6 protein-coding genes are annotated in these 5,051 nt (G+C 36.9%); all 6 read right to left on the reverse strand.

Annotated features, from left to right (window positions below; translation table 11 throughout):
• Positions 1-287 precede the first annotated feature (287 nt).
• Positions 288-716, reverse strand: a complete 429-nt coding sequence (locus NZ519_11890; protein ID MCS7029456.1) for a hypothetical protein — start codon at positions 714-716, stop codon at positions 288-290.
• A gap of 62 nt (positions 717-778) precedes the next feature.
• Entirely contained in the window at positions 779-1,882 is a 1,104-nt protein-coding gene (locus NZ519_11895; GenBank protein ID MCS7029457.1) for a hypothetical protein, read from the reverse strand.
• Positions 1,883-1,886: 4 nt separating this feature from the next.
• Positions 1,887-2,243, reverse strand: a complete 357-nt coding sequence (locus tag NZ519_11900) for an FtsL-like putative cell division protein (GenBank protein MCS7029458.1) — start codon at positions 2,241-2,243, stop codon at positions 1,887-1,889.
• Between the two features lie 42 nt (positions 2,244-2,285).
• Positions 2,286-2,789, reverse strand: coding sequence for a dihydrofolate reductase (locus NZ519_11905; protein MCS7029459.1), 504 nt, complete (start codon positions 2,787-2,789; stop codon positions 2,286-2,288).
• On the reverse strand, positions 2,790-3,077 hold the full coding sequence (locus NZ519_11910) for a DUF4296 domain-containing protein (GenBank protein MCS7029460.1): 288 nt from the start codon (positions 3,075-3,077) through the stop codon (positions 2,790-2,792).
• Between the two features lie 200 nt (positions 3,078-3,277).
• Positions 3,278-5,051: NADH-quinone oxidoreductase subunit L (gene nuoL / locus NZ519_11915; GenBank protein MCS7029461.1), on the reverse strand; the 1,774-nt coding region annotated here is incomplete at its 5' end.

Below are 5,051 nucleotides of genomic sequence, written 5' to 3' on the forward strand. Positions count from 1 at the left end.
ACCGAAGCGTTAGCGTAGCCCGTAGCACGCCGACCTTGTGGGCAAAAGCCCACAAGGGCACGCCCAAAAAAATAAACAAACACACTTCCAATCCAAGCAATTCGGAATTATTTCAATAATACCACTCACTTAATTCCTAAAAGGTATCAAATTCATTCAGATTGAAAAAATTCAACTTTCTTTCATGCAACTTGCAATTTTGAGTATTAGCCTCTTCGGCTTTTTTATGCCTACCTTTTACGCTTAACTTATTAAAAGTCAGCACCCATAACTATAGCTGCTATAACCTAAGGCACTACATCTACAATATAAGTATAGTCTTTTGTACTTCCTGTTTCTACTTTTCTGACAATCAACAAATCAGGAGAAATATACCGAATTTCTTCTGTAGTTTGGGCGGGAGTATTAAGATCATACACAATTAAAGTTTCGTTGTTTTGGAATGTCCACCTACCTGTGTGTATAAATTGAGGATCATCGGTATACGTAATGCGGTAAGTGTTGTCATTAAAGTATTCTCTGCGCCGATTTATGTCAGCAATTGTCAACGCAGCATTTGACCCATCAATTTTGATTTCGGTTAGCCGCCATCTTTTGCCTACTAACATTTCCCTTTTATTTGGGGGTTGAGGCGTTGAGCACTCCATTCTACAGCCTGTCAATAACACTGACACGAAGATGCCCGTAATAAATAGCAAGCTCAATACATGTTTCATTTCACAAATATACGTAATTTAAGTTAAAAATTAAAAGTGTTTTCAAAAAAGTAATTTAGTAATCAAAACTCTGAACTTAAAAAGTAGTCTTTCAAGAATAGTCCTTCCTCTATGTCTTTGGCAAAACTGTTATTGATGTGAGAAACCAAAAAATCAATCTTTTCTTTTACAAAGTATTCAGCTAGTTCTGAACCTGTTTTTTTCTTTATGTATTTACTCAATGACTTTACTTTATTTTGGTTTAGATAAGCACACAATATTTGAGGTACAGTTGCAGCTTTGCCTGCTGTAAGATAGACACGAATGCTTGTCCACTGTAAAGCATTTTTGGTTTTTAGGGCATTAAAGTAAAAAATTAAGTTGCTCGGCAATTGAAGTATCTCTTCTATATCTGAATTGTATTTCAAAAGTTTATTTTTTTGTAAAAACTCAACAAGGCACGTTCTAAATTTTTCGTTTTCATCTTCATGTTTGTATTGAGGTAAGTGCATAAAGTTTTGTTCTATCTTTTTATCTCTTTTGTAGGTACGATCAAAAATCACATTTTTTGCGGGAAAAAAATCAAATATGAATTGAATTTCTTTGGGTTCAGGCGAGTCTATGGTAATGTCGTAAAAAAACTTGTATGGCTTATTAGGTAGTGGGTAAGAAGTGTAAGTTATATTGTAATCAAAATAGTGCTTTTTAAGCCATTGACCAAAAGGGATAAGTGCCCTATCCAAGTAATAGCCCGATATTTTAATTTCTTTGAGTATAGTTGGAATGAACTTGGGATTTACATATATTTTTTTATACAGGTCGTTTGTAGCTAAGTTAGGATTTTCGTAGGCAAGGGCTTTTACTTTGCTTATCCAAAGTGAGTCGCGAAGTTTCCATTCTTCTGTAGCCCAAAGTCTGGTGTAGCCCGCAATAGATTGATTTTTTTGATACAAGTAGTCCAAAAGCTTTTGTCCATCAATTTTGATTTTGAAGAGTGTATCTGCATAAAAATAGCTTTTAGAGCTTCGTGCTTGGTGATACAGATATTCGGTTACTTCCGCAAAAGAGAATTTGTTTTTTTGGGCTTCTTTATCTAAATCCACATACCAAGTTACGACATAATAAGGTTGACCTGCAAAAGTATAAAGTGTGTAGCACAGTAGAAGATATGCTAATCTGCTGCGCATAAGCTTATTTTTCTTTGGGCTGAACTATCAATTGAATGGGTGGGGCTTGTAACATTTTTAAGCCTAATGTTTCTGCTTTTTGAGCAATATGAGCTTGTTGGGTATGTTTCATTAACTTGGCATGCGACTCTGCATAACGCCATTTTAGTTCCTTCAATTCCTGTTGGTATTTGTGAATTTTTCTTCGTGTGTTTTCAGCCCTATTTGTATAAGCAATGTAAAGTATCCCTATCAACATCAAAAACACGATAAATTTGACATAGCTATCAAAGGAAGAGTACTGAACTTTTTTATCGTCAATGATTTCAGGTTCTAACTTTATTTCGTTTTTAATAATTTTGTTAATAGGTTTATTGGTCATCCTGCAAAGATACGAAAAATAAGGGTAAGCTTTCTAAACTCATTACGATTGACTTAACTTAATAGCTGCCATTTTACGAATATATTTAGCAAAGGTATATTTTTCATGTTTCTCTTGCCAAACGCAAACAAATTCTGTTTCATAAGGGGGAAAAAAAGTATCAGCAGGAAAAGTGCCGTGAATGTGCGTCAGTTCTAAGGTATCTACATACGGTAGCGCTAATTGATAAACTTGACCTCCGCCTATGACAAAAACTTTTTCAGAAGCTTGAACAGCGCAAAGCTCAAAAGCTTGCTCTATACTATGAACTACAAAGACATTCGCTTGATTTACCTTAAAATCTGCTCTGCGGGTAAGAATAATATGCTTTCTATCAGGTAGAGGTTTTTTGGGTAGAGAATCCCACGTTTTTCTGCCCATAATCAACGTGTGTCCGATAGTAAGAGACTTAAAACGTTTCAAGTCCTCGGGAATGTGAGTTAATAAAGTCCCTTTGTAACCTATTCCTCTTTGTGAATCAATTGCAGCGATGATAATTTTCTCCATTTATTGGTTAATTCGGTTTTCTAAGCTATCACAGACTGCTTGATATATGTTAAATAACATGTGCGGATGCTCTTGATAAAATTTAATACTTTTTTCATACTGCTCTGCTGTGATGTTATGCTTCTTGAAAATTGCCGCATAAGCTTCTTTATACGAAACAGCATTAGGCATAACTAACAAGCCCCCTTCTAGAATGTGTATGTCTATCAAAACGGCTTCCATCTTTTTTTGAGCTAACACATCTTTGGGAACTTTATCAGGGTTATGACAAGCTGAAAAGGTAAGCAAGCTAAACGCAAAAAGGAATAATATGCTGCGGATTTTATTGAAATTATTTGCGTGAGGCATGCGAAGGGTGGGCGTTAGCCCAGTGCGGAGCGAAGCGCAGCACCGATGCGATAGCGTAGCCCGAAGCACGCCGACCCGAGCGCAGCGAGGGACACGCCCAAAAAATAAAAATAAATAAATAAAAAACTTCAATTGCATGCCTAATTGAACATTAAGTAGCTCAAAATAATCAAAATGCCTAAAACCATGTACAAAGCATAATTGCTCACTTGTCCTGTTTGCAGTCTGCGCGCGTACTCTGCAAAAAGTTCAATCACTTTACTTACGGCTTTAACTGCACCATCAATAACATTGTCTTCTATCCAACGTAAAGCACCTGCACTCAATCTTGTATAGGGCTCTACAAATATATTTTCGTACAACTCATCTATGTAATACTTGTTTTGCCATACTCTATAAAACTTACCAAAGCTACGTGCTAAATCCGCATCGGCATGCAATTCTTTATCACGATATACCTTGCGGGCATACAACACTCCAAAAACACCAATAGCCACAGAAAGTAGAATTAAAACCATCTCAACAGCGATATCTGCATGATGCACAGCATTGTACGTAGCGGGTTTTAACCAATGTTCGCCTATCCAATTAGGTAAATGTAACGATTCGGGTAATCCTACAAAACCACCAACAATGGCTAAAACGGCTAATATCCACAAGGGAATAGTCATTACTGCGGGAGATTCATGAGGAGGATGATGCTCTGCATCAAAACGGGGTTTTCCTTCAAAAGTCAAGTAAGCTAAGCGAGTCATGTAAAAGGCAGTTAGCAGTGCCGTAGTAATGGCTATTATCCAAAAGAAATAGTACAAAGCATGTTCGTGCCCTGCTGCGAAAGTTTTACCTAATATTTCATCTTTAGAGAAGAAACCTGCCAAAGGTGGAATACCTGCAATTGCCAAAGTAGAAATCCAGAATGTGATTCGAGTAGTAGGCATGTACTTACCTAATCCGCCCATAGTGCGAATATCCTGCGGGTCCTCTACGGCATGGGTATGCTCCATAGCATGAATTACTGAACCTGAACCTAAAAATAAACAGGCTTTGAAAAAAGCATGCGTCATAACATGAAAAATAGCCGTAGTATATGCACCTGCACCCAAAGCTAAAAACATAAATCCTAACTGCGAAACTGTAGAGTATGCCAATACTTTTTTAATATCGTTTTGGGCAATAGCTGTAGATGCAGCAAAGATAGCTGTAATTGCTCCGATGCCCGCAATGAGTAAATTGACTTGGGGCGTAAGCGCGTAAATGAAAGAAAGTTTAGCAATTAAATAAATTCCTGCGGTTACCATAGTAGCTGCGTGAATGAGCGCAGAAACAGGCGTAGGTCCTGCCATAGCATCTGGTAACCAAGTAAATAGCGGAATTTGTGCAGACTTGCCCGTTGCACCTATAAACAATAACAGCGCTACCCAAGCAATAATATCTGAACTTAAACCTTTTTGCTGAATATCTACTATGTTTAAGGAACCTACTTCTCTAAATATCATGAACAGAGCCACTAAAACGGCAAAATCACCTATGCGGTTCATTACAAAAGCTTTTACTGCGGCTTGGCTGTATGCTTTTTTCTCATACCAAAATCCTATCAGCAAATACGAACACACTCCTACACCTTCCCAACCTAAAAATAAGACTACTAAATTGTCTGCCATGACTAAATTGTTCATGGCAAAAATGAATAAATTTAAGTATGCGAAGTATTTGTAAAATCCTTCATCTTTGTACATGTAGCCAATGGAATACAAGTGTATCAATCCCCCTACTCCTGTAACAATTAAGCCCATTAAAAGAGATAGTTGGTCTAAACGATAGGCAAATTTGACTTGAAATGTGTGGCTTTCTATCCAGTTCCATAAGATAAAATGAGGTATATTTTGGCTATCAAATTGTAAGAAGTGTTTTAAT

This window comes from Bacteroidia bacterium (assembly GCA_025056095.1).
Taxonomy (GTDB): domain Bacteria; phylum Bacteroidota; class Bacteroidia; order JANWVE01; family JANWVE01; genus JANWVE01.

Bases quoted from the DNA above. Each gene is read 5' to 3' on its own strand.
- NZ519_11900 (MCS7029458.1), bottom strand. From the start codon at position 2,243: ATGACCAATAAACCTATTAACAAAATTATTAAAAACGAAATAAAGTTA.
- NZ519_11895 (MCS7029457.1), bottom strand. From the start codon at position 1,882: ATGCGCAGCAGATTAGCATATCTTCTACTGTGCTACACACTTTATACT.
- NZ519_11890 (MCS7029456.1), bottom strand. From the start codon at position 716: ATGAAACATGTATTGAGCTTGCTATTTATTACGGGCATCTTCGTGTCA.
- NZ519_11905 (MCS7029459.1), bottom strand. From the start codon at position 2,789: ATGGAGAAAATTATCATCGCTGCAATTGATTCACAAAGAGGAATAGGT.